The organism is Teredinibacter franksiae, from assembly GCF_014218805.1.
Taxonomy (GTDB): Bacteria; Pseudomonadota; Gammaproteobacteria; order Pseudomonadales; family Cellvibrionaceae; genus Teredinibacter; species Teredinibacter franksiae.
In genome coordinates this window covers 2,917,757-2,932,393 of record NZ_JACJUV010000001.1, presented here as the reverse complement: position 1 = coordinate 2,932,393, position 14,637 = coordinate 2,917,757, and the positions used below count along the sequence as shown (strand labels likewise).

The following is a 14,637-nucleotide window of genomic DNA, read 5'->3' as shown; positions in this document are numbered from 1 at the left end:
ACATCTTTACTTTACCAACCGAACCTGATGATAGCCGCTGTCTACACACAAGCTTTTTTTAATTACTGATACATCAACTTTTTTGCTGTCAGCATCAAAGTCGGTAATCGCCAAAAGTCCGCTTAAAAAATTAAATACAGGTGAGTTTCGCAGAGTTTCCTGGTAGTTCAAAGATTGAACGGATATATTGGATTCGTAAAGAAGCCATCGTAAAAAAGTATTTTCTATATCACGCTGCAATACTCTACACGACATTACCCAGCTAATTACATTACCCTGAACATCTATAAGACAAGCCATAATGTCGCCATGATCACCAAATTTGTCAACCAGACGCACACTTACTAGGCTTCCACCGCACGCAATAACATTGTCAACTTCACAATCAGAAAATCGAATGCCGTTCAAATTAAATTGATTAGTTTTATTTATTAGCTGTATTGCTCGCGATCTATTTTCTAAAACCTTAACGTTTATATGCAGTGTCATATTCAAAGACGACAAATAACTTTCAAGACTTTTCGATTCAGCTTTTTCCACATTGGCCAATGCACGTATTTTGTACAGCTTGTCGCGCTGAAGATCCTCAATTGTAATTTCGTCTGACCGGAAAAAGGCTAACATCCTATTTAACCAAGCGGGAAACTCCTCGATATTATCAGGAAACGTAAGGCACATAATTTCGGGCACTTCACTTTTCACTTCCGCAATTTCAACCGGATTATCATCCACAAAAACAAAGCTTTTTACTGGCAAACTTAATTCATTGCTAAGCAGTTTTATCTGATTAGACTTTTTCCCATACCCTGCCCTAATTGAATGAAAACTATCCAGCGATAGCGGAAATTTAGCTTGCTCAAAAGGTGCCCTAGCAAGATCGATATCATTTCTCGAAACAGCCACGAGCAACACGCCACGGGAATGCAATTGTTTAAGCGCCAGCTGATACCAATAGTGAGCAATACCCCTTCCCTCCGGAGAGCAAAAAACACCATCCACACCATCTTCACCTACAACACCACTCCACACGGTATTATCTAGGTCAGTAATTAACACTTTTTTTGGTTCAAAATTTTCTTCTATTTGCGAATAAACCTTAATCGATAGTATTTCTGCTATGGCTACAGCAACACTATTCGAAAACGGTCTGCCAAGCCGAGCAAAACTCTCTAACGAAAAGTACTGATTTTCTAAGAAAGCGAAATTGCAGGTCATGGCCGCCACACGGATGTAGCGCTCCAACCGATGCTGCTCATCATCACTCGCTAAAACCCGAGGAACATCCGCATTCACAAACACCCCCGGAATCGCGCGCACCCGAAGCAACTCCACAAAGTCATCGACCTGCGCATTTAACCTATTAAAGCACAGTGGATCTGTGCTCACAGGCCCTCGCCAATTCAATTGAGGGCAAAAATCCCATGGAAATAGAACCAAAACACTCACAGAAATAGGCCCTAACTCAGGCCGAACAATCGGAGGCTCAAGCAGTGACTGAGAAAGGGTATCAAAGGGCGTGTGCGCTATCGTTGATCGCAAATTATGGTGCGCGCAATAGGCCTCAAAAAAGGGCGATAGATTTTCTAACTGGGCAGAAGAAAACAAATGAACACTGCAATCAACACCGGCCTGAAGATTTCGAATAGCTTTCTTTGCTTCCAAAAACTTCATTAACTTATATGCTTTTCAATAACTGATTCAGCCACACTATACGACGTGATCGCCAGCGCCTCATCAAGTGCAATTACAATATCAAACTCACTTTCAATTGCCGAAACCAAGTTTAACTGGATCATAGAGTCCCACATCTCTATTGCGTTTTTGTTGATAGATGTTTTAGAAGGTAAGGTTTCCCAATTGAAAACACTAAGAAATATTTCATCTAGAATGCCACTGTCAATCATTTTATCAAGACCCAACCATAACTTGTGTATTAATTTTTGTATGTGGAAATGTTACTTAAACCAGAATACTTCACTCAATTTTCAGTTTTTGTTCTACGCCGGCATATAAATGTATCTGCTGCTGGCGTAGAACAAATGCGTGATCGGCATCAGGTAATACTGTCATTTCACAATAGCCTCTACTTAAGAAATATCTGTATCTCACACCCAAAAGGCGTTTAATGTACGATAAACCCGATTCATTTTTGGAAATGAGAAAAGCGATACGGGTACCAAGAGATTGCAATACAGTTAGGTCTTGCGTGAAGGTGTTACCTCGCTTTCCGTAAAGCGTCAAAAAATTAAAAGCCTTACATAAAATGCTAGTAACGCACAGCCATAGCTCATGAAAAACCGTAATCAAATAACGTTTTAGCGAGCCAGCCAATCTCCAGCTGAACAGCGCTTTAAGCATTGTCTTGACTTGACGCTTCACTGTTTTTTTCTGATTTATGTAGGGTAAGTATGATTGACCCTCTCGCCAATATAGCTGTGTAGGGTTTATCGCCAACACCATATTTATTCGCTTATCGTGCTGCGCTAATTGATACTGAAAGCCATTTAGTCCGGCAGAGCAAAGCCCCCCGAGGGATACTTGCTGATACCGATGATTTTTGTTCGCCACATCAATAACCGATTTAATATCGTCTAAACAGCCCTGTGGAAAAGGATGCAACCTCTGTTCAATCTTTTGCGTTGCACAAGCGCCATCTCCCAAGGCAGGCAAATCGGCGCGTAGCACCGCGTACCCTTTACTCACTAAAAAACGAGCTAAATTCACATACAGCCGAGAAGGCCCAACGTGGTGTGATGCGCCACCGTTAAGTAGAATCAATAGGCAAGTAGGCTTTGCGCCGTCTGGCTCGGTTAAAACTCCAACAGCACCAGTCTCGGGAATTACCACTATTCTTTCAACGACATTATTCGACTCTATTTGTGAATCTATTCGTGAGCCTGTTTTCAACTCTAATGTTGAATCGGTAGGTGTATTGATGTTTACGCTATAGTCATTTTCGATGAGTGGCGTACTCTCATTTTTTACACACGTTGCCAGCGACCGCAATATCTTTTCGATAGCATCTAGCGGAACAGTATTAACAAGCGCTGCCTTTTGAAATTCGTTATTTCCAAGGTATAACGTTTGATAGGCTTTTCCAATAACACCTGAAAGCTTTGTAAACAGGCGTTTAGACAAGGGCCGTTCTTCAGGCTGAAGAATGTGAAGCTCTTGTACATGGGAGGCATTATCCAGCTCTAGCGCAATGCCTGAGAGCCGTTTTTGTGCTGCGCGACTAAAAATACACCCCCCGGCATCAAATACATTGTCAGGCGCGTCCAACCAGCCGGGCTGATTACGCCCAATAATTTCCATATCTCGAAAAAATGCCGCGCCGTTCGTATAAGGGTTCCAAATTAACACACACTGGATATCTCGTATTTTCTTAGCGAAATACGCAGCCATCAACCCCCCAAAGCGGTACCCTATAATCGTAATATGGCGGGTACCATGCTTAATTTTAAGCTCGGAAATCGCTGACTCAATACACTCCGACCATTCTTCAATACAAAATTCAGATATCTCATCACCAGGGGAATCCCCAGTGCCAGACAAATCCAACCGCAGGCATGCCGCCCCCCCCTGCAACGTAATTTGTTCACACATATAGGTAATTGCACGATGGCTGTGATTATATTCATGACCTAATGTAGGAAGCACAATAAAACCGCGCGTTATTTCTTCTGATCCGACTTCTTCTGACCCAATTTCACCTACTTCATTTTCGATTGGGCTTTCGGTTGGGCTTTCGTGAGAATTCTGCTCATTATTTTTGGACAAGTAAGTAACTGCGTAACATGCAGATTTTCTGGCCTTAAGCCAGTGCAGGTTTTTCGTTATCACATTCTTATTAACACTATGGCCAGCATAAGCATCACGATGTTCATATTGATCAATAACCACTGTCATACACTACCAATTGCCTAATACATGTTTATAAAACAAAACGAAAGTCTTTTTTTGTATTGATTGCAGAGGCCAAAACGCGCACTTTCTCTGCTATTGCCATAGAGTTCTCATCGCTAGTCGCAAAAACTTTGTATTTCTTACCCGGCAACAGACATAAAATATTTTTGTTAAAGCGGTATTTTTTACTCGCTAAAGTAACGTATTCCAAAAACGTATTGGATTGAAGTATCAAAGCGAAATGATTCGAAGTAATTTTTTCAGCAAGCGTACACTCTAAATTTCCGGGCTGCATTTCGATACACTTCCTATTTGGAAATACGACATCCTGACTAATTAACACATCAGTCGAAGACCGGAGTTCTGCCACCAGTGCATACACTCGCTGTGCTCCAAATTTATAGGCATGTGTTGTGTCAGTAAAACGGCCAATCTCTTCATCGAGTGAGAAGCGGGTACTGCTGGACTCTTCTAGCTGTATACTTTTAACAATCTCATCAATTAGCTGGCCATCGAAACCGACAAGGCCAATATGCAACACCGCATTAAGTTGCGTGTTACGCTCATTGATCAGCTCTATACGGTGCCCGTTAAATGCCTCATCGAGTATAAGCACTTGTTGTGATTGCAATACATGACCGAGAAGATGGTAACAAGACTTAGGCGTGTCGTAGCTGTCGATCAGGCCCCACCCGGCGCCCTCGACCAAGTCACGATAAAACCAGATTACCCCACCAAAACAATTACTGCGCGACGATCGCCAATATCGAAATACTGCGCGCATCGCTTCACCAGACACCAAACGGGATAAGCGATGGTAACGGTCATTATCCTCGTATCGAAGTTCTCGCGCCTCAATAGCGAAAAGCGCCTTAAGATAATGATCTCTAATATCTTCAAAATCCCAACCAGCGGCAGAGTCCCGCGGTACTCCGTGTTTCCAGAGCGGCGTATGAACAGCGGGCGCCGCCAGACCAAAAACTTTTTTAAGCGTTTCCTCACTGGGAATATTGGAAAAGCCAAGACATTCTGATGAAAACTTTATATCGAATTTCTGTGGGTCTGTAAGGTCTCCACGGTAGGCGCCAACGCCCCAGTAATGGCATATGCCATCTTCTAGGTGTATTGGTAAGTCTCCCTCACAGGGCGTAGAGGGAAAATAAGGAAATTCACCGTACGCCTCGTGTAACTTAGTCGGCAATAACTGCTCAAACAACGTCTTGTTCCAATATTGCGGCTCAATACCCAATAGTGCGGCCTGCTGATATACCTCGCTACCGCCACAAAATACAACGACACAAGCATATTGCTGAAGTCGCTTAAATTGATACTCAACTTCTTTACCAACATTAGCGATAAACCCTTCATCACCTACCGGGTAATCCATATTAGCAAACATGCAATCTTGCCAAACCAAAATTCCGATTTGATCACAGAGCGCATAAAATTCTGATTGTTCGTAGAACATAGTGCCAGGAATGCGCAACATGTTAATACCGGCATCACGCGCCAACAGCAAAAGCTTTTGCAACTGCTCAGTGGTGGTTTTTAGTCGGATAATATCCGGCGTTATCCAACAAGCACCACGTGAAAATACCGCTTTGCTATTGATCTTTAACACAACGTTATTGTCTGGCCTTTCCAGGCTTACACAACGAAACGCCAGAGCGCCCTGCTTGAGAACCGTCGTAGACGCTTTTCCACCGTCGTAGGTTTTCAGTATTATTTTGTACCTGTGGGTTTTCGGTTCACCGTGGGTATGAGGCCACCATAGCGGCAGGCTCCCAAGCTCAATACGCTGTTTTGGTACACAAATAACACCTTCGGATGAGATATGCTGACAGGCTATCGGGTAGTGGATGCCGTTAATGTCGAAGACAATCTGCGCTCGAGAAATGTACACCGCCTCAGTGTCAAATTCAGCCTGCACGTCAACGTAGCACACGTCGTCTTTTACGTCGGGGCGAACAGAAAACGTCTCGGTAGCCATATCCTCCCAGCTAAAAATGCGAACATCGCCAATAAAACCTACAGGTTTTTTATCGGGCATCCAGGCAGGAATATAGCCAATAAGACTGGTTCGATACCACCGTAGATTCTGTTGGTCAACTAAACGCGTTTTCCAGGCAGGACGCACATGCTTTTTCCCAAGCGCATGTGCAAGGGAGCGAAACACAACAACCAACTGATTATCTCGGCGCAACAAACCGTTTACCTGCGCACAATAAGGTAAAAATAAATTGTTAGATTCACCCAAGCAAGTGCCGTTTAACCATACCTCGGCCAAAGTTGCCAAGCCATCACAGGTTATTTGCGCAAGCGATTCAGCAAGCTTTTTTTCGCTGGCCGAAAAAGAACAACTAAACCACCAATCGTATTCATCAAGCTTTTCGCAGGGAAGCTGGTACGCCTGCATAACATCTGCCACCGTAGTCGCAGCCATCGATTGCCATTGATACGCGTGGTGTGGCACTTGTTCTGGCGATGCGAACTCGTCTGCTGCGCTTCTGCCTATTTTCCAGTGGGTTAACTGCATAGTTTTTCCAAAGAGCGCGCCACCCGCTATTTTAAGTATTTGGTCGTTAAAATATCACGGCATTGCTGCCAATGCTTCGCCATACTGTGTAATTCATCTAACGCTATAATTTTGTTTCTGGCAATGCTGCGTGCGAGTTTAAATTGGTAGGTTTTGACATCGTTCGAAATGGCAAGATAACCGGCCCTTGCCACCTCCAAATCCGTCTCGCCAGAATCGGTCAGCCACTGCAGATATGTTGCCGAAAGTTCAAAGCAAGCACCAAACTGCCGGAGTGTTGCAAAGGCATATTTATGGAAACTATCGATAGACTCTTGACGCAACCAATTTACATCCACTATAAATTGCTCACTGAATTTATCAAATGGATTTTGTTCCGGCATGATTCTGAGCTGGCGCTGAAGCGATATAATTGAGCGCCGTAATAATATCTGACCATTTATTTTATTAGGTTGCTCACGCAGCTTAATCAGCTCAATGTAAGGCGGAAGCATTCGCTCATGAACAAGGCCGTTTAGCTGAAATAGCTGTTCAAAATCCTCCCCGCCCACGTGATAATAGCCCTGCCCATGAAAATAGCCCATATGCTTTTTTTCTATGTCTATTTCATTTACGGCAACTGTCGATTTTACGTGGTCCGTTTTATAGGCCGTGCCCGCCGTATCGGGTAAATAATATGAATCTAACTCGACAAGTACAGGGCGGCCAGCCTCCACCTGCGTTTGAACATGTATTGCCAAGCTTCGCCAGGGGTTTAATTCCTGTACGTCCATACCGTAGAGTTCGAGTAAATCTATGGGGGGGTATTTAAAGAATGTCCACTGATCACTTTCAAAATCAATAGAAAGCGTAAACGCAAGACCAGCAACAGGGTTGTAACCAAACGCGTGAATCAGTTCAATTAGTACATCCACATAACAGTTGGTTTCAGCCCAAATTCTGTCATCGCCGTGTATTGCGTGTTGTTGGTAAGCGTGCGGGTTGAGAGGTAATAGGCTTTTCATTCAATACGTAATATTGTTTTAGTTTCAACCGGCCATTTTTGAGGATTTAACCCGTGCGCTTTTAATAGCGCCAGCGTAATACGCTCCATGCCAAAACCAATACAGGCCGTATGGGCGGCCTGCCCGCCAGCCGTTTTTATGTCAAACGATTGCCCGAAATGGTCTAGATGGTAGTTGCACGAACTAATGGCGGTGAGTTTCTCGCTGGAACAGATAGGCGCAAGAATTTCAAATTTAAGCTCCAACTCCAACTGTGAAGCTTTCAAGAATTTACCGGAACGACCAAAAAACGGATCGTTGGCACTGGCGACCTGTACATCTAAACCCAACGAAAGCAGCATAGTTTCAGCTCGCTTCAGCCAGCTATTACGATGCTCTAAAGCTTGCTCGGCGGTACCCAAACGAACGAACTCTCGCTGACGAAAACTCTGCATACGTGCTGGGTCTGGGGAGGGCTCATGACGGAAAACGCAGGTCTCAAGGTCTACAACCCGGCCCTGTTCGGGTAAAACACCGGTAGCGGTTGGGTATAGGGGGTAGCAGGCGGCTGGTGCCAACATCACTTCGGTTGCACGCAAATCAGAAGCCCAGTCTTGCTCTCCCGCGTGCACTCGCTCAATCAGTTTTCGCTGATCACGATCACCGCCATCAAATGAATGCACCGAGCCCATAAGGTCGGGCATGTTTTCAATATGGTCTGTGGCAATATAGGTTTCACGACTTAGGATAGGCGGGAACCGCATTACTTCGGGATTTTGGAAAGCGCCTTCACGGGAAATAAACGACTCTAGTTTATCCACTATGCCTTCAAACACTCCGCTACGACCATAAACACCGGCCACACCCAATGGAATCAATAGCCCCCCCGCAATTAACTCAGAACGAAACGTATCGTAAGCCAAAAGTAAGTCGCTATCGGAAAGGCACATGGGCTAGCCTCGCATGCCAAGCTGCATGGTGGCATTGTGGCCACGGATACGGTCGTTGTTAACCATCAACGCCGCGCCGTAAGCGTCGCGTATATGACGACAGAGACTGTTGCTGGAATCGTTTCGATACCCGGAAATACCGACAATCATCAACGCCTTGCCAACAATATCGACCACCATTTCAGAACAGCGTAATTTCACGTTGTTCATGCGCGTAGCAAAAACAAAATTACTGCAGCCAGCCGTATTATTCTGGTTAACCAATGCTTGGTAAGCATTGAGCATTTCCAGAACGCCTGCTCGCATACTAAAAAACTGTTCATTAAGTTCGGCTAAACGCAGCGGTGCTACGGGAGGTAAATCAGGGTTTTTACGTGCAGCAGCCTGCACCGAAGAGCGAGCCTTATGTACGGCATCCTCTGCCATACCTGTCCATAGTGCGCCCCAAGTTAAATGCGCAACAGGGTGCATGGTTTCAGCCAGTATTGTAGCAAAGGGCACTGGCAGCACTTGCTCCATTGCACCACTACCACTTAAAGAAAACCCCGAACTGCAGGTTCCTCTAAAGCCCATAGTGTCCCAGCCACAGATCTCCTTGAGTTCACAAGCGTCTTTTTCCAGCAACAGATGTAACTGATCGCTCGCTGGCGCCTCGGGGTTCGCGCGACAGGTTACCAGTATGGCATCGGCGTCCAACGCATAAGATATAACAGGAGCCTCTTTCTTGATGGTAAAGCTGTCCCCGCTTCGCTGTAACGCACATAAACTCGAACGCAAATCGCCACCCACGCCTAACTCCGTCGTCGCAGAAGCCATAAGTAACTGTTCCGAAACAAGCCGCTGGAGGTAGCCCCTAAAATAATCACTGCCCAGACCATGATGAACCAAGCAGGCCACCTGTATTTGGTGCATGGCATAGACCATGGCTGTGGAAGCACAGTACCGACCCAATCGTTCACATAGAAGCGCAACCTCGGTAACGGTAAGACCATCGCCACCCAATTCACGCGGCACATAGCAACTGAGCATCCGGTGCTGCTTGAGTGCAGTAAATGTTTCGTGGGGAAAGCGAGCTTGCGTATCAACGTCATCGGCATGCGTACTGGCGCACTCCCGCCCCAATTGATCTATCAGCTCGAATAAATAGGTGAAATCGCGTGTTTGGCTAGATTCCAAAAAAGTCGCCTCTATAGTGAACTATTGGACTAACTCTTCCAGCGCTTCAACCAGAGCATCAATGCTCTGAAACGTCTGGCGATTGAGCATGCTGTCTGCAAACTCAATATCGAATTCTTCTTCAATCGCCAACATAACATTGACGGTAGTCAGGGATGTGAGCCCAGCCTCATAGAGATCGCTGGTATCCGATAATGACTCTACATCAACGGAAATTTTACCGTGTTTGGCCAGAATCTCCCTGATTTTTTGCTGATACATACGGCAAGCCCATGATGGTAGGTGGATATTTTTACACAGTGTCAGCAACAAATCTGCCACGGCTTAAGACTGGCGCACAGCCTACCGAAATAATTATTTATATGCCACAAATCTACCCACCTTTTCCCGGCATGGCACCCCTTATGACTTCCCCTTTGACGGCAAAACCGCGTATCCCGTGCCTTTCTGTAAAACACGCGCACTTCTCAATACCGAGGTGTTAAGAATTTCAACATCCTGACCATCAACAGCTACTTGCGCTGATACCCACATACTACCCGAAGGATGATGAATGTGAACGCGCTGCTCACTGCCGCTGCCACACCCATCTAAGTGTAAAAGAGTACCTGGAATACTGACAGCAGCACTCACGCATATCGCCCCGGTCACGGGAAAAGCTTTATGGGTTTTGTAGCGATTGACGACCTTTGCCTCAATTCTTACCCCACCGTTCTGCTCCGCAAGGGCTAGAGGCTCTGCCAGAACACACATCTTTATTTGCCGGGGTAACATGGCCCTACCTAGTTGCTCAGTCACTCTGGCGGCTACAGCTTCACGTAGGGCCTCAATCGTGCCCTTGAACTGGCTGTTACGGTCAAGGTCCTGCGGAGACTCATCACCACGTAGCCTAAATAGACTATAGCGAAAAAACGCGTAGAGCGTACCGCAGTCAACAATAGAGCACTCATAGCTCTGGTCATTGATCTGCAGATAATCCTTTACGTTACCGCTTGGAAGCAAAGCACCGGTTATTGAACCCGCCGGCGCAACGAACGACATTTCGATTTTCGAGCCATAGCCCTGCACACCATCAATATCATGGCAAGACTGAAGCACTACGCTGCTGCCTTCTACCGGCACCGACGCTTTTAGAAATTTTCCCGTATTCAGGTTACGGATACGCACTTCTGTCACCGGGGAGGAGAGGGGTACTATTCCCGAAGAAATAGCATAGAGCGCGGCCCCGGAAGCGAGGTTGCCACACATAGTACTGTAGTTAATTTTAGCTTCGTCGATACCCACTTCGCCCGAACGGTAATCGATATCCGCCTCGGGGTTATCTGAAATCTCTATCAAGGCCACTTTACTGGTAAGTGGATCCCCCCCGCCCAGTCCGTTCACTTGCCGAGTATCTGGACTGCCGAATAACGACAATATGGCAGCATCGCGCTGTAATTCATCGCTAGGTAAGTCCTTGGTACGAATATAAATACCTTTTGTTGTTCCTCCACGAATAATCATGGCGGGTATTTCTACAACATTCATTACCGCTCCTTGCAACTCTGTAACTCTGACACGACTAGATCAATTCCAACGCCGAAAGCGCATCTTTGACCCACTACGAATAAACGTAACCGTTCTCGTTGCCGGTTAAAATCGACTCTGCTGTTTCGCTACTAAACCACCGTGTCTGGCTGCTTTACGCCGGCAATCCAACGCTCATACCAACGGGCTATGACAAATATACTCCATACGTGCAGCTCCCACCCACTATTTTCTTTTACCCGGCGTACCATATCTTCCAAGAAAGACTGACTAAAAATACCCGAATCAGTTATGGGCGAATGCAATAACGCACGCTCGAATTCGGCGGGCATTTCTTTAAACCAATCGGACGCGGGTGCGGCAAACCCCTGCTTACGTCGATCTATAATTTCATCTGGAATAATACCCCGTGCGGCTTTTTTGAGAATTGATTTCGCGCCCCCGTTAATTTTCATCTCGCGAGGCATGTTAAAGACCAACTCCACCAACTTGTGATCCAGAAATGGAACACGTGCCTCCATTGCGGATGCCATAGACATTTTATCTACGCGCATTAACAAATGTTCCGGCAGGCGAAGACCCATTTCCATATAGGACATATATTGAGGTTGATCTCCGCCAGGTAAATCGCGCTTTAGCTTATCGTATACAGGCGCAAGAATATCCTTATACGTATTCAAGCCTTTGTTACGCGTCAAAAATTCTTCGCTAAACATTTTTGGTTTAAAATCTTCTGAGAAGCAAACTAAGCCACCCCAAAAAATTTCTTCTTCGGAGGCCATCCGACGATTGTACTCTTGCTGCGCTCTAAAATAGGGCGCATCGCCTGTTCTTTTCCGCTCGTACTGGTATTTTTCCATTTGGTAATATAATTGTTTGACTATACGAGGCATTCTCGTGAACCAACGCCACTTCCAGCCGTCGTAAGTTTTAAGCTCCGACATAAAACGCTCATAACCAATAAATATTTCGTCGGAACCTTCTCCCACCTGAACCACCGTTACGCCTTTTTCCTTTGCCCCCTTAGACATCATATAAAATGGAATACAAACCGGGTGCGCGACGGGGTCGTCCTGCTGCTCAAAAAAACCGGGGAGTTCATCCAATACTTTTTGAGTATCAATATGAATTTCTTGATGGTGTGTAGAAAAAGCATCTGCAACAAACCGCGCTTCAGAAAACTCGTTAAAGCGCTCGGTGCCCGCTGTAGAAAATCCAACCGTAAACGTATCTACCGGGCGATCCAATAACTGGCTCATAAGCGCAGTATTTAAACTGGAATCGATCCCACCACTGAGGAATGCACCAAAGGGAACATCAGACATCATGCGCTTGTCAGTCGCTTCGGTCAGCAACTCACGTATTGTCTGAATGTACTCACCCTCGCTAAGAACCTTTTCCTTGCCCTCGCCGTAAGGTTCCCACCAGCGCTGCTTCCGCTCAATGCCATTGTCACCCACCACCATAAAAGTAGCCGGTTCCAATTTATGAATGCCTTTAAAAAGCGTAAGTGGGGCCGGGAGACATATAAAGCTAACAAAATGGTACAACGCCGCTTCATCCACCTCTGCGGTAATGGACGGATGCTCTAATAACGCCTTTGGCTCAGAACCAAAAACAAATCGCCCGCCTTCATCATAAAAATATAGCGGTTTTATGCCCAGCCGATCCCGCGCAACAAACAATTTTCGTGTTTTTGCGTTCCAAACAGCAAAGGCAAACATACCTTCCAGCATGGGTAAGCAGGCTTCCCCATACTCCTCAAATAAATAAAGCAGGGTTTCGGTATCGGACTGGGAATGATAAGTGTAGCCTTTCGCTTCCAAATCCTTGCGAAGTTTTTGATGGTTGTATATTTCCCCATTAAAAGCAATCCACAGATCACCGCTCGCGTTTACCATCGGCTGACGGCCCGATTCCGATAAATCGACAATACTCAGGCGCCTGTGCCCTAAGCCTATTGACTTATCATCCGATACAAATACACCGGCGTCATTGGGGCCGCGATGAAACAGCGTGTCGCGCATATTCACTACCAGAGATTCACTTACCTCTGTATTTTTTCCATATTCGTAAACACCGCATATTCCGCACACAGCTACTCTCCCTCTTTACCCATCTGTATCCATTAGTGTTTTACCGGCGCCTTCAAGCAATGCAAGAAAGAGCCAACGCGACCAGTAGCACTTAGGCTTACCGTACTATACTTTTCAAAGCCCGAGACGAGCGAAATCCAATCCATGAATTATTCATTTCCAAACCAAACCCAATTTCAACACACTGAAATCATGCTCCCTTGTATAAAGGGGCGTTACATATGCATGGGGCAAGCTGGCGTCACCCCCGGGCAACCGAAATTGCGGACGTTTGTCGCCAGACAAATCAGCGGCGGCGGGCAACGTGTAAACTTTCTGCCACTTTTGACCGTTCCGCGATGCCCATAGCGCGGCCTCTGGCTCAGCATCACCTGTTTTTCCGTATTCCGTCAACGGAATGTAAGTGGTGCTCACCAGTAAAGTGCCATCGGCTAAGGCACCAATATAGCTCGCGGGATTCCCAATTTTCGCAAGTCCATTTAGACGCTTCTGTGTGAAATCCCACTCAAATACAAATGAGTTGTTACGACCATCATCCGACCCCCAAACCAACCTACTCTCTTGAACTAGCAGGGACACCGCACGCCAATCCTGGCTACCCCCACCCAATAACTCCAATGTTCTAAAATTATCAGCCGTATAAAAAATATGGCTTTCGCTATCCGCATCCCCTGTGGACACCCAAAAACGCTGGCGGTATTGATCCCACTCAATAGAATGTACATGGTAAATTTGGCCGGCAGGAAACTGGTACGCCACCCCCCAACTTAAGCCATCATTCGATCCACGAAAAATGCGCATTTTTTTTGGGTGTGGGCCTTTTGTGTATTCGCCAAAATAGAGCGTGTCATCTGGCCCCAACCCTAAGGTACGTCCAGACTCAAATGGCGGCAGGAATTCACCAACACTAGGCACAATACTAAAATCCGTATCGGTAGGCGCTTTCCGGTAGATTTGATCCGAGACCACTATTACCGTGCCAGAATTCAGTACAACCAAAGAAGCTGGCCCAGGCGATTTACGCAGCCTTCTTACGTAGCTGTTCTTCGCCACCCACTTTTTTAGCAGTGCCTTAAACCCGCTACTGGGACGCGGTAAATAGCCCAATACTTCAAACGTATTACCCTGATCACGGCTAATATAAACCGACCGCTCCTCTATGGCATACAAGTTCCCTGCGCGAACATACACAGCCTGCATACGATCGGATTTCGCCATTATCTGTAAATCAACCAAGGGGGTAGTTTGACGCAAATGTAGAGGGTCGAATTGTCGAACATCACGGTAGGTATACGCTATACCCACCACAACAATTACAAATAGCACACAAACGACATATGTCGCTGCTCTTGAAGAACCAGCCACGCTCACGACCCCTATTTTTGCAATAACTTTTAACGTATTGAGCAGTCTGTTTTTTGTTTTCTGCTTCTTACTTTGAATTAACTACAATCTATTAACTA

The 14,637-nt window shown here is 45.9% G+C and carries 11 protein-coding genes; all 11 read right to left on the bottom strand.

What is annotated here, in order from left to right; genetic code table 11:
* Positions 1-6: 6 nt before the first annotated feature.
* On the bottom strand, positions 7-1,671 hold the full coding sequence (locus H5336_RS12335; RefSeq protein WP_185234577.1) for an HAD-IIIC family phosphatase: 1,665 nt from the start codon (positions 1,669-1,671) through the stop codon (positions 7-9).
* On the bottom strand, positions 1,671-1,796 hold the full coding sequence (locus H5336_RS23425; RefSeq protein ID WP_281385563.1) for a hypothetical protein: 126 nt from the start codon (positions 1,794-1,796) through the stop codon (positions 1,671-1,673). The genes H5336_RS12335 and H5336_RS23425 overlap by 1 nt, the downstream gene beginning before the upstream one ends.
* Before the next feature lie 178 nt (positions 1,797-1,974).
* Positions 1,975-3,909 (bottom strand): alpha/beta fold hydrolase, encoded by a 1,935-nt coding sequence (locus tag H5336_RS12330; RefSeq protein ID WP_185234575.1) that lies wholly within the window; start codon positions 3,907-3,909, stop codon positions 1,975-1,977.
* Between the two features lie 25 nt (positions 3,910-3,934).
* The gene (locus H5336_RS12325) at positions 3,935-6,442 is read right to left on the bottom strand and encodes a glycosyl hydrolase 2 galactose-binding domain-containing protein (protein ID WP_185234572.1); all 2,508 of its coding nucleotides are present in this window, start codon (positions 6,440-6,442) and stop codon (positions 3,935-3,937) included.
* Between the two features lie 26 nt (positions 6,443-6,468).
* Positions 6,469-7,446, bottom strand: coding sequence for a DUF1839 family protein (locus H5336_RS12320; protein ID WP_185234570.1), 978 nt, complete (start codon positions 7,444-7,446; stop codon positions 6,469-6,471).
* A complete protein-coding gene (locus H5336_RS12315; protein ID WP_185234568.1) occupies positions 7,443-8,375 on the bottom strand; it encodes an amino acid--[acyl-carrier-protein] ligase in 933 nt (310 codons plus the stop codon). Before H5336_RS12315 ends, H5336_RS12320 begins: the two co-directional genes overlap by 4 nt.
* Before the next feature lie 3 nt (positions 8,376-8,378).
* A complete protein-coding gene (locus H5336_RS12310) occupies positions 8,379-9,551 on the bottom strand; it encodes an acyl-CoA dehydrogenase family protein (RefSeq protein WP_185234566.1) in 1,173 nt (390 codons plus the stop codon).
* 21 nt (positions 9,552-9,572) lie between these two features.
* A complete protein-coding gene (locus H5336_RS12305) occupies positions 9,573-9,872 on the bottom strand; it encodes an acyl carrier protein (protein ID WP_313557068.1) in 300 nt (99 codons plus the stop codon).
* An 81-nt stretch (positions 9,873-9,953) separates the two neighbouring features.
* A complete protein-coding gene (locus H5336_RS12300) occupies positions 9,954-11,078 on the bottom strand; it encodes a PrpF domain-containing protein (protein ID WP_185234564.1) in 1,125 nt (374 codons plus the stop codon).
* A gap of 131 nt (positions 11,079-11,209) precedes the next feature.
* A complete protein-coding gene (gene asnB / locus H5336_RS12295) occupies positions 11,210-13,174 on the bottom strand; it encodes an asparagine synthase (glutamine-hydrolyzing) (protein ID WP_185234562.1) in 1,965 nt (654 codons plus the stop codon).
* A 153-nt stretch (positions 13,175-13,327) separates the two neighbouring features.
* Entirely contained in the window at positions 13,328-14,539 is a 1,212-nt protein-coding gene (locus tag H5336_RS12290; RefSeq protein ID WP_185234560.1) for a hypothetical protein, read from the bottom strand.
* Positions 14,540-14,637 lie beyond the last annotated feature (98 nt).